This is a genomic window from Dorea sp. AF24-7LB, from assembly GCF_003478575.1.
In the GTDB taxonomy this organism is placed as follows: domain Bacteria; phylum Bacillota; class Clostridia; order Lachnospirales; family Lachnospiraceae; genus Dorea_D; species Dorea_D hominis.
In genome coordinates this window covers 80,483-105,509 of record NZ_QUFR01000005.1, presented here as the reverse complement: position 1 = coordinate 105,509, position 25,027 = coordinate 80,483, and the positions used below count along the sequence as shown (strand labels likewise).

Below are 25,027 nucleotides of genomic sequence, written 5' to 3'. Positions count from 1 at the left end.
AGCAGATCTCTTAGAAATGCTATGGCAGCCTGAATATTTATCTATAGTTAGAGTCAGTATACCCTGTCAGACGCCGGTTCGCAAGAAGGCTTTATACTTTATCATTCACCTTTTCTTCCGCGCGCATTGCCTTTAAAACAGCATCTTTGATGCACTGCGCATAAGCTTCTGCCCCTTTCGGAAGCAAATGTGTATCGTCCTGGTCAAAATATTCCGGATGATCTGCACTTGCCGTATACCAGTCGATCAGATAGGTATGCTCGTGTTCTTTGACAAACTTGCGGATTTCTTCATTATTAGAACTCTCAAAATCTTCCTTCGGAGCATGGACAGTGGTCAGGAACAGTGGTTTGTCTCCGACTTTCTGTCTTATTCGTCCAAGTGTATCGTACATTGGACCATTTGTTCCAAGTGCAAAGATCACGCCATCGCCGTCCCATTTCTTCTGTGTCTGGTATTCGTCAAATACTTTCACTCCTGTCAGGGTAGAACGTCCGATCTTCGTATCGCTGATACTGTTTGGAAGTACTTTGTAAAAATAATCTGTTACATCTACAGTAATGGAATCACCGATCAGCAGCATCTGTACATTTTTCAGCAGTTCTTCATCCGTCATTGTACTCTTGCTGGTCTTTGCTGTCTTTTTTGCTTTCTGTTCTTTTAGTTTCTGATTCGTCAGCTTTGTTACTTCAGTTGCTTTCTTTTCACGCTTTGCTACCGTATCCAGTGTTGTCTTCTTCGGAACAAATGCAATACATAAGCTTAATGCAAGTCCTGTGGCTAATACTGCTGCCATCGCCTTAAGACTTCTCCGTGCCACCTGGATCTGTCTGTGACGTTCTCTTCTGTTATGCGGTCTGCTGTTGATGATTCCGATATATTCTCCGATGATCCCATGACGGACCGGTGTCTCAATAAAACGATAGGAAAGTTCTGCAAACCCCACACTTAAGACTACTTCTAAAATCACAATCCACCATGCCGCTCTCTTTCCGCCGCTCATCAGCACAATAATCGGATAGTGCCACAGATAAATACTGTAAGAGCGGTCTCCGATCCATTTCAGTATGCTGGAGTCTAATATTATATTTAAAAGGCTTCTGCTTACTGTCACTGCATATACGACAAATGCCACCAGGACAGATACGATTGCCTGACCTCCATAATATAAGAAACTGCTGTAGGAGCTGATGAGCATCATCATTCCGATCAGGATCAATACAGAAATACTTCCGATCACTGCCCATAGTTTTACCTGCAGCTTTACCTTTATAATATGATATTCCTTCTGGATCGCAGCCAACGCCCCGATCAGAAGAGAAAATGCTCTTGTGTCTGTTCCATAATATACGCGGCTCGGATCTCCGTCCGGGCTGTAGAGTACGCCCATCAATACTACTGAGATCATCGCAAGCACTGCTGTGACTGCCGCAAATACTTTTCCTCTGTTTCTTGCCTTCGATAACAGAATCAAAAGGATTGGATAAATCAAATAAAACTGTGTCTCAATCGCCAATGACCAGCAGTGGGTAAATGGAGAAGGCGCTCCTGCATTTTCAAAATAGGATACTTTTCTGAAAATCTGCCACCAGTTGTTATACCCAAACACTGCGGATAACAAATCATTACAACCTTTCGTAAATACAACTCGGTTCACGACTGCGCTGACGAAGATCATCACAACTGCCATGGAGAGTACTGCCGGCAGCAGTCTTCGGATTCGCCGCAGCCAGAAGTTCTTCAGATCTACGCCGCCGCTTTCTTCTATCTCATTTATCAGAATTCCTGTGATCAAGTAGCCGGATATTACAAAAAATACGGTTACTCCCAATAACCCGCTCTTCGCAAATGGCATCTTCAGATGATATGCCAGAACCATGATTACAGCAAGTGCCCTTAATCCGTCAATTTCTTTGATATACTTTCTCTTTTTCTGTATTTTCTTTTCCATTTTCTTTTCCTCATTCGTATGCTGTCTTTCGTATGTTGTCGTTTTATCTATTGATTATAACATATGCTCCTTCCTCTGCGCTTTCTTAAATAGTTAATATTTCTTTAAGTTTTCTTATTATAATACTTCTATTTCTCCGAATGCTTTCAGAAACTGTTTCTTGCCATATCCCGGAAATTCCACTTCTATCGTCATATTATCTTCTGATGTGATGATGCCTTCACCGTACTTTGGATGTCTGCCTCTCCGTACAACCCGCTCTTCTGTATTTGTATGTCTTTCTTCTTGTTTTACAGACTCTGTTTCTGTCTGTCTTTCTTCTTGTTTTACAGGCTCCGTTTCTGCCATATTTTTCTCCGCAGATTTTCTCCTTATCGTTTCTACTGCCTGCCGTCTTAAACTCTGTAAATTTGCTTTTCGCTCTTCGCTTCCCGGTTTTTCTTCCCAGTCAAGCAGATGCTCCGGCAGACGCTTCAGATATCTGCTCGGTGCTTCAAACACACCGGGAATTGTCGGATTCGTGTAATAAGATAATTCCAGATTCTTTCTCGCACGGGTAAGCCCTACAAAAAACAGACGCATCTCCTCTTCTTCCTGCTCCATACCGGTGCACCGAAGGGGAATCAGTCCCTGATTCAATCCGACAATAAATACATAATCGAATTCCAGACCTTTTGATGCATGCAACGTCATAAAATGTAGTACTTCTCCTTCTTTTCCGACATTGGAAAATGTAACTGGCAATTCCGCTCTTTCAAATACCTTTTCCAAAATCTCCGCCTGCTTCTGCACACGGTAAAAAACTGCGATCTGGCTGTATGGCAGACCATCTTCGTGAAGTTTCCGGATTCGTTCTGTCAGATATTCTGCCTCTATAAACGGATCATAATGATTCTTTATCAGAATCTTATCACCTTTCACACCGCTGCCCTCAATCTTTCCTCCAAATTGCAGAAAACGGTTCGCAGCTTCCAGAATCACATCACTTGAACGATAATTGACCGGCAGGGAAAGTTCTTTTGCTTCAAACCGGTGCTTGATCATGAAGAACATATTCGGTGCGGTTCCTCTCCAGCTGTAGATCACCTGATTCGGATCTCCTACTGCGAAAAACCGGGTCTGTGCATCTTTCAGTGCTTCGATAAAATCCAGCTGCTTCTGGTCGCTATCCTGCACTTCATCTACAATAATCCACTGAAGTCCCAACTCTTTTCTGTGTTCCTCTGCACATTTCGTTCCCTCACGGATAAGATCTGCGAAAGACATCTTGTTCTCCTGACGTTTCTTTCGATCAAGAAGCGGAAATACCCGGAACAGGTCATCCTTATATTTTCCCTTTGGTTTTCCCTGCAGATATGCTTCATAGTCATTCTCCAGTCTCGCCTGCAGACGGTTCTTATACTTGATCTTATATCCGTTCGCATCTGCAAGGTCAAGCAGCATCTGCAGCTCTTCTTCCGGTTCTATCACTTCAAATTCACGATTCCAGTCGGTTGTCTCATTCTGATTCACTGCTCTATCTGTGCCTTCGACTGTACATTTTTCAGGAAGATACTTACAGAGAAGCTGTCTTGCTACACTGTGGAATGTGCCGAATCCCCACATAGATTTTTCAATACCCAGCCGCTCCGCGATCTCGTCCGCTGCCTTATTCGTAAATGTAAGCACCATCATTTTCTCATAAGGAACAAGCCTCTCCTCATGCAGATAGCGTACTTTTTCCGTCAATACTGTCGTCTTGCCACTGCCGACATTCGCATTCACAAGACATGCCGGGCTTTCATCTAATACGGCTTCTTTCTGGTAACTATTCAGTCTTTTTCTTTCCAAGCTGTTCATCATATTTCCTTTGCAGGCGGGCTTTCTTTCGTTCCCGCTTTTTCTCTTCCTTCTCTCCCTGCCTGTTTTCAAGAATAACTTCTATCTTCATATCACCCGGACAGATTGCATAGTATCTGAGAATATTCTCCAGGCTCTTCCGATTCTCTGCTTCCTGTATCCATCCGGCATAAAATGCATTCTCCACAGTAAGAATCAGTTTGTGCTCTTCTACACACACTGCTTTTACTGTTCTAAGGAAACGACCGCCGCTTTCCCCGTTTTTCAGAACTGCCGCACAGAAACTCTGCCATTTCTCCGGCAATTCAAAAAAGGAAAATTCTTTCGTTATTGCAGGATGTGGCTCTTTTATGTTCTTACGCACATACTCCGGTGCTTCTGTCTCTTCCAGAAGATTCTCAAGTCCCCAGAGTATCATTCCTTTATCCAGCGTGTAATCGCCCACGCATGCTGGGCAGCCGTCTTCACATGGACAACCTTTCACCATCCTGATCGCATTGTACAGGATCTCCGGCACCAGTCCATAGATCTTCTCCGAATACCCAAGACCGCCTTCGTATTTATCATAAATAAAAAGAGAGACTTTTTCATGATAATAATCATCCGGGATCGTCGCATTGTTCGACACCGCAACATCTATATCATCACGCTCTGTCATCGTAATCATCATAGATGCATTCTTTATCGCATATTTCATTCCTTCAAAATGGTCATTAAGTATATACTGCCCCTGACGGTTCGGAACCAGCAGACTCCGGTAAGCACGCACTACATTCTCCGGCAGTGTGATCCATGCACTTTCTGTGTCGTAGTCTTTCTTTAAAGGCTGAGTCAGTGTTACATAGCCAAGATTCTGGTGATTGTGAAACTGTAATTTCTGGAACATGGAAATCACTTCATTGACATTCACATCCCCAAAATGAAGTTTTGTCCTCTTATATTCCTCTTCTTCAAAGCATCGTAAAATGCGCGTCTCTTTTGTTCCTGACGGGACTGTGTAATAATTTCCATCAAAATCAACTACCTCTGCGGTTCTTCCGACCAGATCCATCTTCACAACTTCATACAGTGTTCCCTCATGCATATAAACTGCACCTGGGTGGATCTCATGATACGCCTGCAATTCATCCATCTCCGTGATCTCATGTCCGTCTTTCTTTGCAAGAAGTTTGAATCTCGTCTTGTCCATATTGCGGAGGCTGTAGTCACCTGCCGGATATGCCGGTCCTGCCCATATGAACCGTCCTCCAAGGCTCTTCACTTCTCCTGCACTTAAAAGAACCGGAATCATCTCTCCCAGATCCGGGAACAGTGCAATATCATCCAGCGACAATGGTAGTTCTGCTGCCGCCGCACGCAGATGCGCCAGCTCAATGAGAAGATTGTCCGGATCAACGATTGCATTCTCACTCTCATTTGAGAAAAGCCATTCCGGATCAATTGCAATATACTGGTCAAAGGGGCGGTTCTCCAAAAGAAGGTAGTTGACGCAGGAGACACCACTTCTTCCGGCACGTCCGCTCTGCTGCCAGAACGAAGCTCTTGTTCCCGGATAGCCAACGATCACGGTCGTATCCAGCTTACCGATGTCAATTCCAAGTTCCAGCGCATTGGTGGATACCAGCCCAGCCAGTTCTCCATGTGTCATCTTTCGTTCAATCTCTCTTCTCTCAAGTGGCGTATAACCACTCCGGTATCCGGCAATCAACTCCTCCGGCTGTTTTCCTGCTCTTCCGAATGCGCCAAGAAATCCTGCAGCACTCATCTTATCTCTGGCTTCTTTTAAAATGACTTCCACATTCCTTCTGGAACGTCCGAATGCAATGAAGTGTCTGTCTTCTGCCACAAGATTCGGGATTAATTTTGCCGCTACTGCCGATGCCGCGATTCGTCCATATACTTTATCATTCTTTCCTTTGATCTCCGGCGGCTGGACAATCTGATAGATTTTATCCGGTGCCGGAGCACCGTTCCGGTCGATCAGCGAAAACGGTACACCACAGATCTTCTCTGCAAGCTCTATCGGATTGGCAATCGTCGCAGAGCTACAGAGAAACTGCGGTTCTGAGCGGTAATATGTGCAGATCCGGTGAAGTCTCCGGAAAATATTCGACAAATGCGCTCCAAACGCTCCGCGGTAAGAATGTAATTCATCAATAACAATATATTTAAGATTTGCGAAAATCGTATCAAACCCGTAATTGCTGTGATTTGGTAAAAAAGCTCCATTTAACATCTCCGGGTTCGTCAGGATAATATTTGCGCTCTGTCTGATTCTCGTACGCTCTGCCGGTTTCGTATCTCCATCGTATACCCCGGCAGATATCTTCCCGTCACCGAAAAACTCAATCGCCGGCTGCAGGGCACGATACTGGTCGCTTGCCAGTGCCTTCGTCGGGTAAACAAAAATCGCTCTCGCCAGCGGATTCTCAAGAATCTCCTGCAAAACCGGAAGCAGAAATGCCAGCGTCTTACCACTCGCCGTTGAAGTTGTGATCACGACATTCTTTCCCGCTTCCGCAGTTTTGAACATCTCCACCTGATGCGAATAAAGCTGCTGATATCCGTTCTCTTTAAGATAATCTCTCAGCTCATCCTTAAGCGATTCTGGATATGCTTCACAAACCGCCTCTTTTGCCGGTATCTTTCTTGTATGAATAATATAATCTCTGAATTCTTCTGTCATGTATTTCCAGCCCTCTGTCCTCGAACATATATTCGCATTTAAGTATAGCACAGAACTGTTGTTCTTGCCACATTATTTTCTTCCAATAATGCGCAGAGTAAATGCCACACACCGGAAGCACTGTAATTCCATCGGAATTCCCACAATCGTAATGCACCAGATGCAGCTGATGGCAAGCCATAAAAGCCCCATTAAAATGCCACCTAATAATAATCATAAAATATTTCCTAATTTCTTCGATTCGTTCGAGAAAATCTCTGTGTCTTCCGTCTCTTCTTATGAAATGATCCATTCGCCTGATTCATTTCCCATGCGTGTTCCTTTCTTTGTGGTTTTAATATCCTACTATTTCTTATGATTGACAATATATATTCCGGTGCAGACCAAAAGTAAAGCCACCAGACTTCCAATATTAAATGCCTGACGTACCTCTCCTAATATCAGCGCAGATAATATCACACTGCATAATGGATTCACAAACCCGAAAATCGCAACTTTTGAGACATCATTCCATGCAAGAAGCACCGACCAGAGCGTATATGCAACCGCCGAAACCATTGCAAGATAGAAAATAATTGCTACACCGCCAATCGTGACATTTCCAAGGTGTCCGCCCATTCCGGTGCCGATCAATGTCAGCACGATTCCGCCCATTGTAAACTGTGTTCCGCTTAATATTACCGGAGAAACTTTTCTTGAAAATATATTGATCAATACGGTAGAAATTCCATAGGAAAGCTGTGCGATCAGAATAAACCCTTCACCAGTCAGCTTAAATCCCATGTCCAGAGAATTTCCCATGATGTTGATCACAACAACTCCGGCAAATCCCAGTATGCAGCCTGCTGATTTTCGTACCGTCATACGTTCATTTCTAAATACCAGACAGGATAGCAAAATTGCAATAAAATTGCCAAGTCCGGTAATAATGCCACCTTTCACACCTGATGTATTTGCAACACCTATGTAAAAGAAAAAATACTGTCCGACTGTCTGCGCCAGGCAAACCGGTATCGCGTATTTCAGGACTTCTTTATCAGGAAACATCACCTTTTTCTCTCTTATTGATGTAAATGCCAGAACCAGCAGTCCCGCCAGCGTAAACCGTATTCCGGCAAAGACAATCTGGCTTGCCGTATCTGCTGAATCCATCTGCATAAGGTGATATCCTGTTTTTATCATTGGTATTGCACTGCCCCATAAAATGCAGCAAACGCAGGCAAGAAGCGCCACGATGCCGGTTCTGGTTAATGTGCTTTGTTTTTGCGTCATTAGTTTATACTCTCTTTCCTGTTGTATGATATAAATTGCTATTTTCTGTTATTCACTATTATAAACTACTATCGCTTTCAAAGAAAACATTTTGTAAAACATTTCCTAACAAAAAACTGATGCCCCATAAATATGAAGTATCAGTTTTCTTATTCATAAGAGTTCTGAATAGTTATTATTTATAATATCTTACTCAAAAATTCTTTCAGTCTCTCATCTTTTGGATTACTGAAAAATTCCTCCGGTTCTGCCTGTTCTTTGATCTTGCCTTCATCGATGAACACAACTCGTGTTCCAACTTCTCTGGCAAATCCCATCTCATGTGTGACAACGACCATTGTCATTCCTTCTCTCGCGAGCTGCTTCATGAGATCCAGAACTTCTCCAACCATCTCCGGATCAAGTGCGGAAGTCGGTTCATCGAAAAGCATCACTTCCGGATCCATCGCCAGTGATCTTACAATGGCAATTCGCTGTTTCTGTCCACCGGATAACTGCTCCGGGTAAGCATTTGCTTTGTCAGCAAGTCCTACTCGTTCCAGTAACTCATCCGCTCTTTTATCAGCTTCTTCTTTTGTCATTTTTTTCAGTGTGACCGGAGCCAGCGTAATATTTTCACGGATCGTCTTGTGTGGAAACAGATTAAAATGCTGGAATACCATTCCCATCTTCTGTCTGTGCAGGTCGATATTGGTCTTCGGATCTGTAATCTCATCTCCGTCAAAAATGATCGAACCGCTTGTTGGCTGCTCCAGAAGATTTAAAGAACGGAGAAATGTAGATTTACCGGAACCGGATGGCCCGATAACTACAACCACTTCACCTTTTTTAATATCTGTTGAGATACCGTTGAGTACATTATTTTTTCCAAATGATTTATGCAGGTCTTTGACCTGGATCATTGTATCCTTATTATCGCTCACTGTTTCTCAACCTCCTTTCCAGCTTATTCATAAAGAATGTCAGCAGCATAACAAGTGCCAGATAAATGACTGCTGCCGCCAGAAGAGGCATAAATGCATCGAATGTACGGCTCTGAATGATCATTGCCGCCTTTGTCAAATCCTGCTCCCCGATATAACCGATGATTGCTGTCTCTTTGATCAGCACGATCATCTCATTTACCAGCGCCGGAAGCACATTTTTAAATGCCTGCGGAACAATGATCAGACGCATTGTCTGTGCATAATTAAGTCCCAGGCTTCGTCCTGCTTCTGTCTGTCCGATTGGAATAGACATAATACCGGAACGCACAATCTCTGCAACATATGCACCGGAATTAATACCAAAGGCAATACCACCGATGATAATGGAATCCAGTGAAGAAGAGCCGAACACAACCAGATACATGATCAAGATCTGGATCATCGTCGGTGTTCCACGGATCACTGTCAGGTACACTTTACAGATTGCATTTAATATCTTTAATTTGTTTGTCTTATCATGGTAAGAACGAATGATCGCTACAATAAAACCAATGATAACACCTAAAAGCAAAGCCTCTAAGGTGACAATAATTGTCACCTTGAGACCGCTCACAAGACCGAGCCAACGGTCATCCTTTATAAAGTTCGCATAAAACTTTGCTGAAAAATCTGCCATGATTACTCCTATTTCTTAACAATCACTACCTGTGAAGCGTTAGCATATGTATCTGTGAAATCGGCATTTTCTTTTCTCTCATCTGTTACTGTCATACCTGCTGCACCGAAATCAGCTTTTCCTGCTGCAACTGCCGGGAGAATAGAATCAAATTCCATATCTTCTACTTTTAATTTGTATCCCATCTTATCGCAGATTGCCTGTGACATATCAACATCGATACCTACAATAGCATCTCCTTCGTGATATTCATATGGTTCAAACTCAGCATTTGTTGCCATTACAAGTGTTCCTTTGGAAGTATCTGTTCCTTCCGGAGTTTTGTACTGATATTTACCTGCATCATCACCGATGTAGTTACCGATGATCTTATCAACTGTTCCGTCTTTTTGCAGTTCTTCTAATGCTGCATTCATTTCTTTTAACAGTTTGGAATTACCTTTTTTCACGCAGATTGCATACTGCTCATCATCAAAGATACCGTCAATGATCTTCAAATTGTCATTCTTCTCAACAAACTTCTTAGCCGGCTGAGCGTCGATAACAACACAGTCTAATTTCCCAGATTCCAGAGCCTGTACTGCTGCTGCACCCTTTGGATAACGTTTCATCTGTGTATCTTTCTTTACGATCTTAGAACTCTCCAGATCTCCGGTTGTTCCCTGCTGAACACCAATTGTAAGATCTTTCAGATCTTCTGCTTTTGTTACTTCTACTTTTTTGTCTTCGCTTTTCTTGTCACTTCCGCATGCTGCAAGTGAAAATACACAGGCAGCTACTAAAACAACACTTACTAACTTCTTGAACTTCATATTTCTTCCTCCTAAAATGATCTTTCTCATTCATACAACTTGTATCGTATTAAACAAGATTCTGTATAATCATACAGCTATAACCTTCATTTTACCATGTTTCAAATAAAAGGCAAGTATTTTTATGCAAGAAATGCTTTTACAACCGTCATAATTATGATGATTGCACCGAGAATGATACGGTAATATCCAAATACTTTGAAGTCATTCTTCTTAATATAATTCATTAAGAACTTGATCGCTACGATGGACAGTCCGAAGGATACGATACATCCGAGCATCAGATAGCCAAACTCAGCTCCTGTAAATGCAAATCCAAATTTGACAAGCTTCAGTAAACTTGCTCCGAACATAACCGGAATTGCAAGGAAAAATGTAAATTCTGCTGCCACTTCTCTGGACACACCGATTAGCAATGCTCCGACGATTGTTGCACCGGATCTGGATGTCCCCGGAATCAGTGCAAGCATCTGGAAGGCACCGATCCAGAGCAACATACGGATATCCAGTTCTGAAATCTTCGTAACCTCTGGTTTTCTGTTTTTATTACGATTTTCAACAACAATAAACAGAATACCATAGATGATCAGCATGATTGAAACCGGAAGTGGTTTATAAAATACAGAATCCAGCCAGTCATTTAACAAAATACCAACAACTGCTGCCGGTACACATGCAATGGCTACTTTGATCCACATCTGCCATGTCAGCAATTTCTGCTTATGAGTCTTCTTCGGTGAAAATGGGTTCAATTTGTGGAAATATAATACAACGACCGCCATAATCGCTCCAAGCTGGATCACGACATTAAACATTTCCATAAAATCATGACTTAAATTCGGTGACAATACATCACCTACCAGAATCAGATGTCCGGTACTGCTGACCGGAAGCCACTCGGTAATTCCTTCTACAATTCCGAGAATAATAACTTTTAATGCGTCTAACATAGTTTCTTTCCTTTCTACTATAATATATAGTAATGTCTGGTGGAAAAGCTCCAAACTTTGCCACCTGTTAATTTCTTCGTGTTTTACAATATGTATTTTTCAATAAATGTTGCGACACCGTCTTCGTCGTTCGTTCCGGTAATATAATCGGAAACTGCTTTTACCTGATCGGTCGCATTTGCCATTGCAACTCCAACCCCTGCTTTCTTAAGCAGCTGGATATCATTATTGCCATCGCCGAAACCGGCCACTTCCTCATGCGGGATTCCCAGATGATCTGCAAACCACAAAATTGCGTTGCCTTTATCTACGCCAACAGCATTTACTTCTATATTATTGGAAAGTGCTCCGGTCACTTCGATACCTTCTACTGCTTCCAGACGCTTACGTGCTTCTGTCCGCTCTTCATCTATCTTAAATACTCCCTGTACTTTGTCTGTGTCCTGCCCTTTTTCACGAATCAGTTGTAAAATATCGGGCACCGGTGTTCTAGTCGCACGTACATATGCCGCCATCTGCGGAGAACGCATATATTCTCCGACTCTGGAAAATTCTTCTGCTTCTGCATATCCTTTTCCACCATAATAAACTTCGCGCAGTGCGTCATAGTCACTGAAAATCTCCATGATCTGCTCAGCTGTCTTCACAGGTACAAGCCGTTCATAGAGACATCCACCTGTCTGTGTCTCCATGATCCTTGCGCCGTTCGCTGTAATCGCATACTGGACTCCCGGAAATTCTACGACTTCTTTTGGCAGTCCGCCAAGTGGTCTTCCTGTGACCGGCAGAATCCAGATTCCCTGTTCGACTGCTCTTGTCAGTACTTCTCTTGTATGCTCTGCGATATGCTTCTCGCTGTTCAGCAATGTCCCATCCAGATCAAATCCGATAATCCTGCACTTAATTTTCATAGGTTGTCAGTTCCTTTCTCTCTTTTGAAAAGAAATACGGCTGCAGACTGATCTTATCGCCTTCTGCTTCATAGGCTCCTTTTGCATGATCGCGAAGCTGCTCTACAACCTTCTGCTGGCTCGCCGGTGCAAAGATTACGGTATCTTTGTGCGGCACATAGATAACCAGATCGTCTTTTAATTTGTCAGCACACACCTGCCAGATATGGCGAAAGCACACAGAACTTGCCTCATGTACGCCATCCGCAATAATTCCAAATCCGCCGTACCATGTATTTCCAATGACAAATTCTACGTCACGCACCAGATTCTCGCATGCTGTGTGATACAGCTCCTCCACTGTGATCTCCGGTGGGAGCATAGCATCTTTTAATACTTCGTAGCTTTCTTCGCCTCTCTTAATTACAAAAATGATCTTCAGATCTCCGGCAAACCCAATCACCGGTGTATCTTTCTCTGAGAAATTCTTACCATTAAGTGCCTGCTGATCTGTCAGCTCATTTTTCACCCACGGATAAATCTTGTCTTTGATCTTATCATATTGATAGTGTTCTTCTTCATATTTGCGCATCTCATGAATCCCTTTCTTCTTTATACAAATATAGTTTATCTCTTAATTTGGAATATTTTCTTTAGATTAGTTAAATAATATATAAATTTCCATTATCTTTTATTTTACCAAAATTTCTTATAGAAAGCAATTACATCCGCCTTTTCCTCTTCTCACCGCCTTGACGCTTCCTCTGTGTTACGGTATAATATACTGACACTTGCACAGAAACAGAAAGGATATGTATATAATGAATAATAGAAAGAAACGAGTTTTACTGGCAGCTACAGGGCTTCTGTGTGCCGTATCCATTGCTTCTGCCCAGACTTTCGTATATGCTGCCCCTTCTACAAAAGATCTTGAAAAAAAGACATCGGATCTCAAGGATGATCTGCATAGCATGAACAGTGATCTTGCTTCACTTAGCAAGAAGCTGGATAAAACATCTGGTAAGATTGAGAAGATGTCCGAACAGGTCGAGAAAGCCAAACTTGATCTGGCCGCTGCGAAGCTAAACGAAGAGGCACAGTTCAAGTCTATGAAAGAACGTATCAAATTTATGTATGAAGGTGGGAGTGTATCTCTGTTCGAGATTCTGCTGACTTCTGAGAATATGGCAGATTTTCTGAACAAGGCAGAGTACGTTTCTAACATCAGTGACTATGACCGCAACATGCTGGATAAGTTCCAGACTGCGCGCGAAGAAGTTGCAAAGAAGGAATCCGGATTGAAAAAGCAGCAGGCTGATCTGGCTTCTATGCAGAGTTCTCTGAACGAACAGAAAAGTAACTTAAGTGATAAGATTTCCAATACTTCGAGCAAACTGTCTGATTATAATGCACAGCTTAAGAAGGCAAAAGCTGCCGAAGAAGCGATGCGTACTGCCCGCAACAACGATGTATCCGGCAACACCGGTAAGCAGAGTTCCGGCAATGGCGGCGGTACTTCCAATTCCGGCAAGAAGTTCAATGCGAACACTTCCGATGTTGCGCTCCTCGCCGGTATTCTGGAATGTGAAGCCGGTGCTACTTATGAAGGCATGCTTGCAGTTGGAACAGTCATTATGAATCGTGTGGAGAGTTCCCGTTTTCCAAATACGATTTCCGGTGTTGTTTATCAATCCGGTCAGTTTGCACCGACATGGAATGGTGCATTGAACCGTGTACTTGGACGTGGGCCTTCCTCTTCCGCTTATTCTGCTGCCAAAGCAGTGCTCGGCGGAGCCAGACATAACAGAGTCCGGAATTGTTATTTCTTCTGGGCTGCCTTTACCGGACATGCCGGGATTAATGTAGGTGGCAATGTATTCTGGTAGATTTAATACTATATATTCAATAATCTAATTATAAAAAAAGAAACGAGCAGGCATTCATTTTGCCTGCTCATTTCTTATATATTGCAAATTACAGATATCGAAATTACATTAATTTTCTAAAGACGTCTTTCAACTCTTCTACATTTGTATCTTTCGGGTTACCCGGACAGCATGCATCTTCTCCGGTGTAGATTTTCTATATCCCAATACCCACTGCGTTGTCATATACACGGAGCCCTGGCAATGCATTTCCAGCAGAAATTTAAGTTTTTCATTAAGTTTCTGACCGGTTCTGGATTCTATCTGTCTCGTATAAAATTCAAATATCAGTTTAAAATCATGCTGCCGCAGACAATTCTGTTCATCTGTTTTAAATGCTGCACGAAAAAACAATTTTTCTTTTTCATACAGATTTTCATCGCCTCTGCCAGACGATACTTCATCTTTTCGCTTTTGTTCTCTGCCTGCTTCATTTTATGTACTTCACTATTACCTCTGCTCCACCTGATGAGCTACGGAATCATCTCCCGGTAGCGCAAATGTCTCTATATCCACCATCCGATTCAGTCTTCCTTCTCTCCATATCATCAGATACACATGAAATTCAATACTGTCTCTTGCTGTAATAAAAGGCTCTTCCCGGAGAATCACCGTTTCTCTTCCTTCTCTTTTTAATTCCATTTTGCGCTTTCTTGCTGCATCCATGATGAGCTTATATTTTTCCATCGACGCTTCATCGTATTTACGTTTTGGATAAACAGCGCCTGCATGACGGAACTTCCGCATCAAGATATCAATTGTCTTGGCGTGGCTTTTGCGGTGCAGTTTCACAGCAATCCATTTTGCCATCACGCGTGCAAGAACCGGATTCGATACACATTCGGATGCATATTTCCGGTAAGTCTTAAGACTGTGCACGAGGCTCATATCCTCTGCCTCTGCCGCGATCTCTTCCAGAACTTTGATTCCTTCTTCGTCCGGAACCCACAAATGCTCTTTCGGAACAATATATTTCCTCGGCGCTGAAGGATAACAGCCATAACTAAGCGGTGGAAATCCGGCAAGTTTCACAAGCCACTGCTCCCTTTCTGTGCAGTAGGTATCACCCAGGTATTTCCATTTGTCCTGTAAAATAGCAATTTTATATTCCAGCTGTCTGAGATATTCATAGCCTCTCACCCAGAAATGCCCGATTTCTCCGTAATCATACAGCATATATTCAAATTCCAGCCGCTGAAAAAATATCGTTACCATTGAATCGCCGCAAAGTACCGCCAGAATATAACGATCCTTGTCCCGCTTCAAGGTTGCATCAACCGAACCTTCATAACCTTCTTCATAAAATCCGGTCATCTTTGCTTCTTTGAATACAAGAAAGCTCTCAACTGCATCATTCATCAGATAAACAAGACGAATTTCTTTTTTCTCTTCATTCGGAGGCAACAGCTCAAACTGGTTCTGTGCCAGTAATTCCTCCAACATATCAAATGTATTTAATAACCCCATTTCGACATCCGCTTTCATAATATTTTTTGATCTTAATATCATTCTAACAAATCATGCCGGAAAATCCAATGAAAAAAACGCACCAGACAGATTTCCTGCCTGATACGTTTAGTTAGTTTTTTAGGAGTTTTATAAATGAGTTTATAATTAATTCTATCTTTCCATACTTGCGATGTGGTCTGTGTGAAGCAGCATATGTGCTTTGTGAGAATTTGGTTTCTCAAAATATTCTTCATACATCTTAAGTACATCTTTGTTCTCATGTGAGAAACGGATATCTGCATTCTTATCCAGATAATACAGATTCTTTCCTCGCTCAAACGCAAGCTCTTCTCCATCGTGGATCGGCTGTCCGCCACCGCCTACGCATCCGCCTGGGCAAGCCATAACTTCTACGAAATCGTAATGGACATCTCCGCGCTCGATCTTCTCAAGCAAGGCTCTTGTGTTTGCAAGTCCACTGACAACTGCCGTCTTTACAGTGATATCGTCAATGGCAAAATCAGCTTCTACAACACCGTCGTTCTCCTGGAATCCCTGGCTTCTGACAACTTTGAATGCGTCAGCTTCCGGATTCTCATTCTTAAGCAGGTAGTAAGCGCTGCGAAGTGCAGCCTCCATCACTCCACCGGTTGCTCCGAAGATCACACCTGCTCCGGAACCTTCCTGCATCGGTCTGTCACTTGCAATATCTTCTAATGTATCCGGACTGATATGAGCAGAGCGGATCATTCTTACCAGCTCTCTTGTTGTAATAACTGCGTCAATATCATGTCCTGCATACTCTTCATAATACAGTTCCATCTCACGCTCGCCCTTCTTAGCCACACATGGCATTACGGACAGTGTGTAGATCTTCTCCGGCTCTACGCCCAGTTTTTCTGCGAAATACGTCTTCATAGCAGCACCGAACATCTGCTGTGGTGATTTTGCAGTTGAGAGCTGTTTTACCAGATGTGGGAACTGTGACTTAATGAAACGAATCCAGCCCGGACAGCAGGATGTGAACATCGGACGTTCTTTTAACTCTCCGGATGTGAAACGTTTCAGGAACTCCGTTCCTTCTTCCATGATCGTAAGATCTGCTGAGAATGTGGTATCAAATACATAATCAACGCCCATTCTCTTCAAAGCATCCAGAATCTTTCCAACTTTGGCATCTTCCGGTGCAAGACCTAACTCTTCACCCCATGCTGTACGAACAGCCGGTGCAACCTGAGCTACTACGATCTTGTCTTTATCCTCAATTGCTTTCCATACTTTCTCTGTATCGTCACGCTCACGAAGCGCTCCTACCGGACAATGTGTAATACACTGACCGCAAAGTGCACAGTCTGCTTCATCAATACTTCTGTGACCTGCAACATTGATCGTTGTTCTGGAACCGGTACCTTCTACATCCCAGATTCCAAGTCCCTGGATCTTATCACAAACCTGTACGCAACGCATGCACTTGATACATTTGGAAGAATCGCGGATCAACGGGAAATGTTTGTCCCATGGCTGTTTCTCCAGCTGCATCTTGAACGGAATATCAAAAATATTCAGATCATTCGCCACTGTCTGTAAACTACAGTTGCCACTTCTTGAGCATGTCACACACTCGCAATCATGCTGAGATAAAATCAGTTCCACTGTTGTTCTTCTATGTCTACGTACCTTCGGGCTGTTTGTATAGATCACCATGCCTTCTTTTACAACATTGTTACAGGATGTGATGAGTTTTTCTTTTCCTTCTAATTCAACAACACAAACACGACAGGCTGCAATCTCGTTAATTCCTTTGAGATAACAAAGTTTTGGAATCGGAATTCCATTTGATGCGGCAGCCTCCATAATTGTGGTATTCTCTTCTACTGAGATCTTTTTTCCATCTATTGTAAGATTTACCATAATGTCTCTCTGCCTCCTTTAAATATTCCGTATCCAAAGTGATCGCAGCGAAGGCATCTGCTTGCCTCCTGTTTTGCTTCCTTCTCTGTCATACAGTTTTCTACGCCTTCAAAATCACAGACTCTCTCACATGCTTCACGCTCTGTCAGATTGACTCTTCCACATGGAGTTCTGTCACGAAGGGCTGCTTCCGGAATCTCAACATCACAGGAAATCTCGTGATGGTATCCCAGATATTCATCAATATTGGCAGCAACAACTTTTGCAGCAGCAATTGCTTTAATAACAGATGCCGGACCACTTGCACAGTCTCCACCGGCAAATACACCTGGCATATTCTCAAATGTTCCTGTACTCTTTGTAACGATCTTACCACGCTCAACCGGGATACCTGCTTCTTCAAAATGACGTGTCTCGATATTCTGTCCGATTGCTACGATCAGTACATCACATGGGATATAAATGTCGTCTTCTCCGGTCGGTTTGATGCTTGCTCTTCCATCTTTGATAGAACTGATCATCTGCGGAGTTACATAAATTCCCTTAATATGGTGCTTCTCATCAATATCGAGTGAAGCAGGTGCTTTGAGTGTCTGTAATTCGATACCTTCTGCTACAGCGCCTTCTATTTCCCCCGGAAGAGCTGTCATATCTGCTACTCGTCTACGATATACGATACTTACCTTCTTAGCGCCCAGTCTCTTAGCTGTACGAACTGCATCCATGGATACGTTACCGCCACCGATGACAGCAACTTCTTTTCCGGTCAAATCCATGATCTCGTTCTTTCCTACATTACGTAAGAACTGCACTGCGGATAAGATTCCATCTGCGTCTTCCCCGTCAAGGCCCAGTTTCTTATCTGTACTAGCTCCGATTGTAATCAGCACTGCATCGTACTGTTCTCTTAATTCCTGAATATTGATATCCTGACCAATCTTCAGACCGTATTTGACTTCTACTCCGGTCTTCAGAATTGCGTTAATGTCATCTTCGAGTCTCTCTTTCGGCAGACGATAGTTTGGAATACCATAACGTAACATTCCTCCCAGTTTCGGAAGCATCTCATATACAGTTGTCTGATGCCCCATTAACTGAAGATAATATGCTGCACTTAATCCTCCCGGTCCTCCACCGAGTACTGCGATCTTCTTACCTGTGCTCTTTGCACACTTCGGCGGCTCTACTTCTCCTGCGAAATCAGCCGCAACACGTTTCAGTCCGCGGATATTTACAGAATCATCTACCATGTTTCTGCGGCATCTTGCCTCACAAGGATGCTCACAGATAAATCCACATGTCGTCGGGAATGGATTATCCTTACGGATCAGGCGGATTGCATCCGCATATCTTCCTTCTCCTACTAATGCAATATATCCCGGAATATCAACATGTGCCGGACATAAAGACACACAAGGTACCGGCTGATTATATGTACAGGTACAACGTCCTCTCTGAATATGCTCTACATAATCATCGCGATATCCGATCAGTCCTTTGTATACCATGTTCGCAGCTTCGTAACCAATCGCACAGTCCGCTGATTCCATAATAGACAATGCTGTCTGCTCCATAGTGTCTAATGTCTCCATTGTTGCTTTACCATCCAGTACATCTTTGATGAACTGGTTTAACTGTCCCAATCCAATACGGCATGGTACACACTTTCCACATGTCTGTGCGTGACATAACTCCAAAAATGCTCTTGCCATATCAACCGGACATAAGCCCGGAGGGCTTGATTCGATTCTTCTCTCCAGATCTTTGTAAAGGCCTTCCATAACGATTTTCGCCTTTTTTGGAGAGGCAATTTCTAACCTACTCATTTCATACATCCCTTCTTTGTATTATTATTGATGCAGTTTTCTTATTATAGCATTTTTTTTCTCATTTGTAATCATGCACAGCAAAAGTAGATAATTTAACGATTTATTGATGATTTTGTCACAATTTATTTATTTCATCTATACTTACTTGTACAGTTTTCTTTAACTTTTTCTAAATTAATCTTCGAATAAGTAACATTTAGCAATAATATAGTTGAAGACAATTACAATTCCCTGCGTAATGATTTTCACAAGAACACCTACAATTTCAACCCTTTCACTTTTTTATGCAAAAAAAGACTATGAAACAACTCTGCTTCATAGTCTTCCGATATTCTTTCAGCAATCTGATAATTAAACCAGTTCGATCAGAACTTCCATTGCTGCATCACCTTTACGCTGTCCGATCTTGATGATTCTTGTGTAACCACCGTTACGATCAGCATATTTTGGTGCAATCTCATCAAAGAGTTTTGCAACAAGGTCAACATCTTTTGTATTTTTCTTTCTTCCAGCCTGTGCTGTCGGAACTTCTTTTACAGGATAGAGAACTTTTAACATCTGACGACGTGCGTGAAGTCTGCTAGGCATATCTTTCTTGATTGTCTTGTCAACTTCATCGTATACTGTAACTTTCTTACCGTCTACAACTTCTTTTACACGTTTTCCGTCTTTGTCTTTGCGAGCAACTTTAGCTTTAACAGTTACTTCTTCAAAGTTGTCTTTTTCTCTGACAGCCATAGCGATCAGACCTTCAGCGATCTTGCGGATCTCTTTAGCTTTAGCTTCTGTAGTCTTGATCTTACCATTGTTAAGTAATGCTGTTACCTGGTTTCTTAATAAAGCTTTTCTCTGGCTTGATGTTCTGCCGAGTTTTCTATACTTTGCCATTATTCATATCCTCCATATTTACACTTGGTTATACTCTTCGGGCTTACTAGCCAAATGCTCTGCTGTGCACTTTCAGACTTATCAGCAGAAGGCACTTTTAGGAAAAACCGTGGAAACCCGATTTATTCCTCTCCTTTGCTTAAGCTTAATCCTAATTCATCAAGCTTAGCAAGTACTTCTTCTAAGGACTTACGTCCAAGGTTACGAACTTTCATCATGTCTTCCGGTGTTCTGTTTGTCAGTTCTTCAACCGTGTTAATACCAGCCCTCTTCAGACAATTGTAAGAACGTACAGATAACTCTAATTCGTCAATGCTCATCTCAAGCACTTTCTCTTTCTCGTCATCTTCTTTTTCGATCATTACTTCTGCAGCCTGAGCTACTTCTGACAGATCAATGAACAGTTTCAGGTGCTCGCTGAGTACCTTAGCTGCCAAACTTACTGCTTCATCCGGGAGCAGTGTTCCGTTTGTGTATACATCTAATGTTAATTTGTCAAAATCTGTAATCTGACCAACACGAGTATTTTCAACGGTAAGATTTACACGTTCAACCGGTGTGTAGATAGAATCAATCGGAATTACCGCAATCGGCAAATCGTCGTTCTTATTCTTATCAGAGCTTACATATCCTCTTCCTTTCGTGATGGTTAATTCCATGTAAAGCTTGCTGTCTGCACCGCCGTTCAGTGTAGCGATTACTGTCTCAGGATTCATGATCTCGATGTCCTGATCCACCTGAATGTCTGCTGCTGTTACAACACCTTCACCCTCGAACTCGATATAAGCTGTCTTAGGCTCATCTGTCTCGGATGTATTCTTGATAGCCAGTGATTTCAAGTTCATGATAATCTCTGTAACATCCTCTTTCACCCCTGGAATGGAGCTGAACTCATGAAGTACCCCATCAATCTTCACCTGGCTGATTGCAGCACCCGGTAAAGATGAAAGCATGATTCTTCTAAGGGAGTTACCTAATGTTGTACCATATCCTCTTTCGAGTGGTTCTACAACAAATCTTCCATATTTCTTATCTTCTGAAATCTCAGTTATTTCAATATTGGGTTTATTAAAATCAAACACTAAGTCCACCTCCTGTGGTGTTACGGGTTATTATTTAGAATACAACTCGACGATTAACATCTCGTCTACTGGAACATCGATTGCTTCACGGTTTGGAAGTTCTTTAACTGTTCCTTTCAGAGCTTCAGCGTCAACTTCTAACCAATCCGGAACCATACGTCCGCCTGTAACTTCTACGATCTCTTTATATCTTGTTGAACTCTTCTTAGCTTCTTTGATTTCGATCACATCACCAGCTTTGATAAGGTAAGATGGGATGTTTACCTGTTTACCATTAACAAGTACATGTTTGTGGTCAACGATCTGTCTTGCTTCACGTCTTGTTCTTGCAAGTCCCATACGGAATACTACATTGTCCAGTCTGGACTCAAGAAGAACCATCAGGTTTTCACCAGTCATACCTGACATCTGTTTAGCTTTCTTGTAGTAGTTTCTGAAAGGTTTCTCTAATACACCATAGATGAATTTAGCTTTCTGTTTTTCACGTAACTGAAGACCATACTCGCTCATTTTTCTATTGGATCTTTTTAACTGTCTGTTGGACTTTTTATCAATTCCTAAATATACCGGATCCATTCCGAGAGAACGGCATCTTTTAAGAACCGGAACTCTATTTACTGCCATGTTTTATTTCCTCCTAATTTCAATCAGTTTACGGTAAGCGCATAATAAATCTAAAATAAGTATTACACTCTTCTGCGTTTCGGCGGACGGCAGCCATTGTGTGGTACCGGAGTAACATCCTTGATACTTGTTACGTCAATTCCGCATGCCTGCAGGGCACGAATTGCTGCTTCTCTACCTGAACCTGGTCCTTTAACCATAACGTCAACTGATTTCAAACCATGTACTAATGCTGCTTTAGCTGCTGTTTCAGCTGCCATCTGAGCTGCATAAGGGGTAGATTTTCTTGAACCTCTAAATCCAAGACCGCCTGCACTTGCCCATGAAAGAGCATTTCCCTGAGCATCTGTTAATGTAACGATTGTGTTATTAAAAGATGACTGGATGTGAGCCTGTCCATGTTCAACGTTTTTCTTGACACGTCTCTTTGTCACTTTTTTTGTAACTTTCTTTGCCATAATAAAACTAACCTACACTTTCCTTTTTAATTATTTCTTTTTGTTTGCTACTGTTCTCTTAGGACCTTTTCTTGTTCTTGCATTTGTCTTAGTCTTCTGACCACGAACCGGAAGTCCTTTTCTGTGACGGATACCTCTGTAGCATCCGATCTCCTGAAGTCTCTTAATGTTCAGAGCGATCTCTCTACGAAGATCACCTTCTACTGTCTGTGTCTCATCGATTACTGCACTGATCTTCTTAACGTCTTCGTCCGTCAGATCTCTGCAGCGGATATCAGCGTCAACGCCTGCTTCTGCTAAAATACGTGTTGCACTTGCTCTGCCGATTCCATAGATATAAGTTAATCCGATCTCGACACGTTTGTCTCTTGGTAAGTCTACACCTGCTATACGAGCCATGTGATTGTTCCTCCATTTTCTTTTCACTTAGTTTTCATTGTCTTTAATAGGGGAATTTCTTAATGAAATCCCAGGTGTGTCGGTATCCACACCCTTTCCGGCCACCGTTTCATAAAACGGTAATGACGAGCCGGCATTAGAAGCAATATACGAGGATAGTCACCGGCTACAGGTGTTTCCTTGTATATTTCAAATAGTCTACACACCTCCTGGTGTGTCGTCTATCAGCCGCCTTAATTAACCCTGTCTCTGTTTATGCTTCGGGTTCTCGCAGATAATGCGAACGCTTCCTTTTCTTTTGATTACTTTGCATTTTTCGCAAATTGGTTTTACTGATGATCTAACCTTCACGGGGATCCTCCTTTCATCCATTGCTCTGCCTTTTGTATCTTGCGCTTTTTCGCTGTAAAAACCGCAACTCATTCGTCTTTACACATAGAAATGCCCGAAAACGCGCTTATATAGTATAGCATCATTTGTCCAGCAAAGTCAATAGACTTTTTATAATTTATTTATCTCTCCAGATAATTCTTCCTTTTGAAAGATCATATGGGGATAATTCCAAAGTTACTTTGTCACCTGGCAGAATCTTGATAAAGTTCATTCTAAGCTTTCCACTGATATGTGCAAGTACCTGGTGACCATTTTCCAGTTCTACCTGAAACATTGCGTTAGGTAATTTTTCTACTACAGTTCCTTCAATTTCAATTACGTCAGCTTTTGACATCTCTAATCCTCCTGATTTTCTTCTTTCTTATTCCATTCCTTTATGATCCGTCTGATCTTTACATCGTCTGCATCCTGTATATCATATTGCTGCAATATGATCTGCACATGTTTCTTCTTTTTCTTTTTTGGTTTCTGTAACGTGCGTAGTCTTCCATCCGCCAGATATACATATGCATCTTCTGTTCCGGTTATGATAAAGATCTCTCCCGCATCATGTCCGGCTTTCGATCTGACAAGCATTCCTTTTTCAAATCTGTCCATACTATATGCCCTCAGTTAAAGAAAGAAGTTTCGGTTCGTTTTCTGTGATCAATACCGTATTCTCATAATGTGCAGATAACGAATGGTCTCTTGTTACTACAGTCCAGTCATCATCCATCCAGTCAACTTCCCATCCACCGATGTTAATCATAGGTTCAATAGCAAGTGTCATTCCGGCTTTTAACAGTACACCTTTACGCTTCATCTCATAATTCGGTATCTCCGGTGCCTCATGAAGTGCTGTTCCTATGCCATGGCCGCACAGGTCACGCACAACGCCGTATCCTCTCTCTTCGGCGTATCTTCCGATTGCCCCGGATATATCAAATAAATGATTGCCTTCTTTCGCGTATTTTATACCTTCGAAGAAACACTCTCTTGTCACGCGTACCAGATCCTGCGCCTCTTTGGATACTTCTCCAACGCAATGTGTACGTGCTGCATCCGAGTGATATCCTTTATAAATAACTCCTGCATCCAGACTGACAATGTCGCCTTCTCTGATGATCCTGTGTTCACTCGGAATTCCGTGAACCACTTCATCGTTCACTGACACACAGATCGATGCCGGATATCCATTGTAATCCAGAAATGACGGAATACATCCATAGCTGCGGATAATCTCTTCACCAAGGCGGTCGATTGCCTTGGTCGTCATTCCCGGATGAAGTGCTTTTTCTAATTCCTTATGAACAATTTCCAATATACGTCCGGCTTCTGTCATTAATTCAATTTCTCTGGACGATTTTACTGTAATTGGCATGTTCTTATTCTCCTAAAATCTTTACGATTGTCTGGAATACATCCTCGATATCAATCGTTCCATCGACTGTAGTCAGTATTCCGGCTTTTGTATAATAGTCAATCAACGGCTGTGTCTGCTCATGATATACCCCAAGACGTTTCTTCACTGTCTCCGGCTTGTCATCATCTCTTAAAATTAGCTCTTTTCCGCATGTATCGCAGATACCATCTACTTTGGTCGGAGCATATTCCAGATGATATGTTGCGCCACAACCTACACATGCACGGCGGCCACCCATACGATGAACTATATTCTCATCCGGCACATCTACATCAATCGCATAATCTATTTTCTGTCCCAGTTTTTCAAGTGCAACATCCAATGCTTCTGCCTGCGGGATTGTTCTCGGAAATCCGTCCAGAACATATCCTTCTTTACAATCTTCCTGGTTCACGCGGTCTACAACGAGATCTACAACCAGTTCATCCGGGACAAGAAGTCCCTGATCCATGTACGTTTTCGCTTTTTTACCCAATTCCGTACCATTTTTAATGTTTGCTCTAAAGATGTCTCCGGTTGAAATATGAGGAATGTTATATTTTGCGGCAATTTTCTTTGCCTGAGTTCCCTTGCCCGCTCCAGGGGCTCCTAACATAATAATTTTCATATGAGTTCCTCCTTATAGCATTTTAACCCGCGGATAAAATCCGCGAGTCAAATTGCTT

General features: G+C 42.4%; 25 protein-coding genes and 1 pseudogene. 1 reads left to right on the top strand and 25 read right to left on the bottom strand.

The genetic code is table 11. From position 1 onward, the window contains the following. Window positions 1-91 precede the first annotated feature (91 nt). The 11 genes and pseudogenes from DWY31_RS07030 to DWY31_RS06980 form a co-directional block, all read right to left on the bottom strand. Complete coding sequence (locus DWY31_RS07030) at window positions 92-1,951, bottom strand: acyltransferase family protein (RefSeq protein ID WP_243060472.1); 1,860 nt, start codon at window positions 1,949-1,951, stop codon at window positions 92-94. 117 nt (window positions 1,952-2,068) lie between these two features. Beyond that, on the bottom strand, window positions 2,069-3,790 hold the full coding sequence (locus tag DWY31_RS07025) for an ATP-dependent helicase (RefSeq protein ID WP_243060470.1): 1,722 nt from the start codon (window positions 3,788-3,790) through the stop codon (window positions 2,069-2,071). After that, window positions 3,759-6,476 (bottom strand): DEAD/DEAH box helicase, encoded by a 2,718-nt coding sequence (locus DWY31_RS07020; protein ID WP_118519882.1) that lies wholly within the window; start codon window positions 6,474-6,476, stop codon window positions 3,759-3,761. Before DWY31_RS07020 ends, DWY31_RS07025 begins: the two co-directional genes overlap by 32 nt. 72 nt (window positions 6,477-6,548) lie before the next feature. Continuing rightward, a pseudogene (locus DWY31_RS07015) lies at window positions 6,549-6,677 on the bottom strand (YccF domain-containing protein); the annotation flags it as partial. Between the two features lie 144 nt (window positions 6,678-6,821). Next, entirely contained in the window at window positions 6,822-7,748 is a 927-nt protein-coding gene (locus DWY31_RS07010) for a DMT family transporter (RefSeq protein ID WP_118519881.1), read from the bottom strand. Window positions 7,749-7,927: 179 nt separating this feature from the next. Beyond that, window positions 7,928-8,650 carry an amino acid ABC transporter ATP-binding protein gene (locus tag DWY31_RS07005; protein ID WP_147323698.1) on the bottom strand — a complete coding sequence of 241 codons (723 nt, stop codon included), beginning with the start codon at window positions 8,648-8,650 and terminating at the stop codon, window positions 7,928-7,930. Between the two features lie 10 nt (window positions 8,651-8,660). Continuing rightward, a complete protein-coding gene (locus tag DWY31_RS07000) occupies window positions 8,661-9,350 on the bottom strand; it encodes an amino acid ABC transporter permease (protein ID WP_021860943.1) in 690 nt (229 codons plus the stop codon). 8 nt (window positions 9,351-9,358) lie between these two features. Next, entirely contained in the window at window positions 9,359-10,162 is an 804-nt protein-coding gene (locus DWY31_RS06995; RefSeq protein ID WP_118519880.1) for a transporter substrate-binding domain-containing protein, read from the bottom strand. A gap of 122 nt (window positions 10,163-10,284) precedes the next feature. Continuing rightward, complete coding sequence (locus DWY31_RS06990; RefSeq protein WP_117537804.1) at window positions 10,285-11,112, bottom strand: undecaprenyl-diphosphate phosphatase; 828 nt, start codon at window positions 11,110-11,112, stop codon at window positions 10,285-10,287. Window positions 11,113-11,195: 83 nt separating this feature from the next. Continuing rightward, window positions 11,196-12,023: a Cof-type HAD-IIB family hydrolase gene (locus tag DWY31_RS06985; RefSeq protein ID WP_117537803.1), complete on the bottom strand. Its 828-nt coding sequence runs from the start codon at window positions 12,021-12,023 to the stop codon at window positions 11,196-11,198. Then, window positions 12,013-12,594, bottom strand: coding sequence for a DUF1444 family protein (locus tag DWY31_RS06980; protein WP_118519879.1), 582 nt, complete (start codon window positions 12,592-12,594; stop codon window positions 12,013-12,015). Before DWY31_RS06980 ends, DWY31_RS06985 begins: the two co-directional genes overlap by 11 nt. Before the next feature lie 229 nt (window positions 12,595-12,823). On the opposite strand from DWY31_RS06980, the gene DWY31_RS06975 reads away from it, so the two are divergent. Beyond that, window positions 12,824-13,888, top strand: coding sequence for a coiled-coil domain-containing protein (locus tag DWY31_RS06975; protein WP_243060467.1), 1,065 nt, complete (start codon window positions 12,824-12,826; stop codon window positions 13,886-13,888). Window positions 13,889-14,026: 138 nt separating this feature from the next. On the opposite strand, the gene DWY31_RS06970 is transcribed toward DWY31_RS06975, so the two are convergent. From DWY31_RS06970 to DWY31_RS06905, 14 genes are all read right to left on the bottom strand, one after another. Beyond that, window positions 14,027-14,281 carry a TetR/AcrR family transcriptional regulator C-terminal domain-containing protein gene (locus tag DWY31_RS06970; RefSeq protein WP_243060465.1) on the bottom strand — a complete coding sequence of 85 codons (255 nt, stop codon included), beginning with the start codon at window positions 14,279-14,281 and terminating at the stop codon, window positions 14,027-14,029. Window positions 14,282-14,377: 96 nt separating this feature from the next. Beyond that, window positions 14,378-15,394, bottom strand: a complete 1,017-nt coding sequence (locus tag DWY31_RS06965; RefSeq protein WP_118519878.1) for a DUF3878 family protein — start codon at window positions 15,392-15,394, stop codon at window positions 14,378-14,380. A gap of 153 nt (window positions 15,395-15,547) precedes the next feature. Beyond that, window positions 15,548-17,287 carry a [FeFe] hydrogenase, group A gene (locus DWY31_RS06960; protein ID WP_021860950.1) on the bottom strand — a complete coding sequence of 580 codons (1,740 nt, stop codon included), beginning with the start codon at window positions 17,285-17,287 and terminating at the stop codon, window positions 15,548-15,550. Beyond that, window positions 17,281-19,113: an NAD(P)-binding protein gene (locus DWY31_RS06955; RefSeq protein WP_117537801.1), complete on the bottom strand. Its 1,833-nt coding sequence runs from the start codon at window positions 19,111-19,113 to the stop codon at window positions 17,281-17,283. The genes DWY31_RS06960 and DWY31_RS06955 overlap by 7 nt, the downstream gene beginning before the upstream one ends. A 354-nt stretch (window positions 19,114-19,467) precedes the next feature. Beyond that, entirely contained in the window at window positions 19,468-20,004 is a 537-nt protein-coding gene (locus tag DWY31_RS06950; RefSeq protein WP_021860952.1) for a bL17 family ribosomal protein, read from the bottom strand. A gap of 122 nt (window positions 20,005-20,126) precedes the next feature. After that, window positions 20,127-21,086 carry a DNA-directed RNA polymerase subunit alpha gene (locus DWY31_RS06945; RefSeq protein ID WP_021860953.1) on the bottom strand — a complete coding sequence of 320 codons (960 nt, stop codon included), beginning with the start codon at window positions 21,084-21,086 and terminating at the stop codon, window positions 20,127-20,129. Window positions 21,087-21,116: 30 nt separating this feature from the next. Further along, window positions 21,117-21,710 carry a 30S ribosomal protein S4 gene (rpsD, locus tag DWY31_RS06940; RefSeq protein ID WP_021860258.1) on the bottom strand — a complete coding sequence of 198 codons (594 nt, stop codon included), beginning with the start codon at window positions 21,708-21,710 and terminating at the stop codon, window positions 21,117-21,119. Between the two features lie 62 nt (window positions 21,711-21,772). Further along, window positions 21,773-22,168, bottom strand: a complete 396-nt coding sequence (gene rpsK, locus DWY31_RS06935; protein WP_117537799.1) for a 30S ribosomal protein S11 — start codon at window positions 22,166-22,168, stop codon at window positions 21,773-21,775. Window positions 22,169-22,198: 30 nt separating this feature from the next. Continuing rightward, entirely contained in the window at window positions 22,199-22,567 is a 369-nt protein-coding gene (gene rpsM, locus DWY31_RS06930; protein ID WP_117537798.1) for a 30S ribosomal protein S13, read from the bottom strand. Between the two features lie 237 nt (window positions 22,568-22,804). Further along, a complete protein-coding gene (gene rpmJ, locus DWY31_RS06925) occupies window positions 22,805-22,918 on the bottom strand; it encodes a 50S ribosomal protein L36 (RefSeq protein ID WP_005339020.1) in 114 nt (37 codons plus the stop codon). Between the two features lie 157 nt (window positions 22,919-23,075). Next, window positions 23,076-23,294 (bottom strand): translation initiation factor IF-1, encoded by a 219-nt coding sequence (infA, locus tag DWY31_RS06920; protein ID WP_004607275.1) that lies wholly within the window; start codon window positions 23,292-23,294, stop codon window positions 23,076-23,078. A 2-nt stretch (window positions 23,295-23,296) separates the two neighbouring features. Further along, window positions 23,297-23,557, bottom strand: a complete 261-nt coding sequence (locus DWY31_RS06915; protein WP_021859534.1) for a KOW domain-containing RNA-binding protein — start codon at window positions 23,555-23,557, stop codon at window positions 23,297-23,299. Between the two features lies 1 nt (window position 23,558). Further along, window positions 23,559-24,320 (bottom strand): type I methionyl aminopeptidase, encoded by a 762-nt coding sequence (gene map, locus DWY31_RS06910; RefSeq protein WP_021859533.1) that lies wholly within the window; start codon window positions 24,318-24,320, stop codon window positions 23,559-23,561. A 4-nt stretch (window positions 24,321-24,324) separates the two neighbouring features. Next, window positions 24,325-24,969 carry an adenylate kinase gene (locus DWY31_RS06905; protein WP_118519877.1) on the bottom strand — a complete coding sequence of 215 codons (645 nt, stop codon included), beginning with the start codon at window positions 24,967-24,969 and terminating at the stop codon, window positions 24,325-24,327. Between the last annotated feature and the right edge of the window lie 58 nt (window positions 24,970-25,027).

What these genes read in the sequence shown, in the direction of transcription:
- DWY31_RS06985 (WP_117537803.1), bottom strand. Translation starts at nt 12,023, where the DNA reads ATGAAAATTAAGTGCAGGATTATCGGATTTGATCTGGATGGGACATTG.
- map (WP_021859533.1), bottom strand. Translation starts at nt 24,320, where the DNA reads ATGCCAATTACAGTAAAATCGTCCAGAGAAATTGAATTAATGACAGAA.
- DWY31_RS06990 (WP_117537804.1), bottom strand. Translation starts at nt 11,112, where the DNA reads ATGTTAGACGCATTAAAAGTTATTATTCTCGGAATTGTAGAAGGAATT.
- DWY31_RS07000 (WP_021860943.1), bottom strand. Translation starts at nt 9,350, where the DNA reads ATGGCAGATTTTTCAGCAAAGTTTTATGCGAACTTTATAAAGGATGAC.
- DWY31_RS06995 (WP_118519880.1), bottom strand. Translation starts at nt 10,162, where the DNA reads ATGAAGTTCAAGAAGTTAGTAAGTGTTGTTTTAGTAGCTGCCTGTGTA.
- DWY31_RS06955 (WP_117537801.1), bottom strand. Translation starts at nt 19,113, where the DNA reads ATGAGTAGGTTAGAAATTGCCTCTCCAAAAAAGGCGAAAATCGTTATG.
- rpsK (WP_117537799.1), bottom strand. Translation starts at nt 22,168, where the DNA reads ATGGCAAAGAAAGTTACAAAAAAAGTGACAAAGAGACGTGTCAAGAAA.
- rpsM (WP_117537798.1), bottom strand. Translation starts at nt 22,567, where the DNA reads ATGGCTCGTATAGCAGGTGTAGACTTACCAAGAGACAAACGTGTCGAG.
- DWY31_RS07030 (WP_243060472.1), bottom strand. Translation starts at nt 1,951, where the DNA reads ATGGAAAAGAAAATACAGAAAAAGAGAAAGTATATCAAAGAAATTGAC.
- DWY31_RS06950 (WP_021860952.1), bottom strand. Translation starts at nt 20,004, where the DNA reads ATGGCAAAGTATAGAAAACTCGGCAGAACATCAAGCCAGAGAAAAGCT.
- rpsD (WP_021860258.1), bottom strand. Translation starts at nt 21,710, where the DNA reads ATGGCAGTAAATAGAGTTCCGGTTCTTAAAAGATGCCGTTCTCTCGGA.
- DWY31_RS06975 (WP_243060467.1), top strand. Translation starts at nt 12,824, where the DNA reads ATGAATAATAGAAAGAAACGAGTTTTACTGGCAGCTACAGGGCTTCTG.
- DWY31_RS07025 (WP_243060470.1), bottom strand. Translation starts at nt 3,790, where the DNA reads ATGAACAGCTTGGAAAGAAAAAGACTGAATAGTTACCAGAAAGAAGCC.
- DWY31_RS07020 (WP_118519882.1), bottom strand. Translation starts at nt 6,476, where the DNA reads ATGACAGAAGAATTCAGAGATTATATTATTCATACAAGAAAGATACCG.
- DWY31_RS07010 (WP_118519881.1), bottom strand. Translation starts at nt 7,748, where the DNA reads ATGACGCAAAAACAAAGCACATTAACCAGAACCGGCATCGTGGCGCTT.
- DWY31_RS06960 (WP_021860950.1), bottom strand. Translation starts at nt 17,287, where the DNA reads ATGGTAAATCTTACAATAGATGGAAAAAAGATCTCAGTAGAAGAGAAT.
- infA (WP_004607275.1), bottom strand. Translation starts at nt 23,294, where the DNA reads ATGTCAAAAGCTGACGTAATTGAAATTGAAGGAACTGTAGTAGAAAAA.
- DWY31_RS06965 (WP_118519878.1), bottom strand. Translation starts at nt 15,394, where the DNA reads ATGGGGTTATTAAATACATTTGATATGTTGGAGGAATTACTGGCACAG.
- DWY31_RS06915 (WP_021859534.1), bottom strand. Translation starts at nt 23,557, where the DNA reads ATGGACAGATTTGAAAAAGGAATGCTTGTCAGATCGAAAGCCGGACAT.
- DWY31_RS06980 (WP_118519879.1), bottom strand. Translation starts at nt 12,594, where the DNA reads ATGCGCAAATATGAAGAAGAACACTATCAATATGATAAGATCAAAGAC.
- DWY31_RS07005 (WP_147323698.1), bottom strand. Translation starts at nt 8,650, where the DNA reads ATGATCCAGGTCAAAGACCTGCATAAATCATTTGGAAAAAATAATGTA.
- DWY31_RS06905 (WP_118519877.1), bottom strand. Translation starts at nt 24,969, where the DNA reads ATGAAAATTATTATGTTAGGAGCCCCTGGAGCGGGCAAGGGAACTCAG.